Source organism: Burkholderia sp. LK4 (assembly GCF_001043615.1).
GTDB lineage: Bacteria > Pseudomonadota > Gammaproteobacteria > Burkholderiales > Burkholderiaceae > Burkholderia > Burkholderia cepacia.
The window spans coordinates 1-436 of sequence record NZ_LDUL01000144.1 but is presented as its reverse complement, the minus strand read 5'-3'; the positions used below and the strand labels follow the sequence as shown (position 1 = coordinate 436).

General features: G+C 50.9%; 1 tRNA gene. It reads right to left on the bottom strand.

Annotated elements, in window-relative coordinates:
• Window positions 1–300 precede the first annotated feature (300 nt).
• Window positions 301–376, bottom strand: a tRNA-Ala gene (locus VK92_RS38420).
• Window positions 377–436: the final 60 nt, after the last annotated feature.

Sequence of the window (436 nt, the reverse complement as noted above, 5' to 3'; positions counted from 1 at the left end):
GCGCTTTAGCGCTTACGAGGGCCCCATCCCCGCATGGGGACGACAGTCGCTACAGGTTGAGTTCTCGCGTTGTGCCGTATTCCAATTGAGTCGAACATAGAGTTCGAATCATCTTGAGATACATCGATACAATCACAACCCGGATAGTTTTCACGTCCATCTCAAGACGCTTCCGCTATCCAAATTACTTACTTCTTCCAGATTGTTAAAGAACGACAGCCGATACTTTCGTACCGCTCTGACTGGCTCAATCGCCAATGACAAAGATTCGACTCAAGTCGAACGCTTGTCATTGAAGATTGGTGGAGGCAGACGGGATCGAACCGACGACCCCCTGCTTGCAAAGCAGGTGCTCTCCCAGCTGAGCTATGCCCCCATGTACAGAATTCCTCAGGTGTGTACCGCCAGACAATGGTGGGTCTGGTTGGATTCGAAC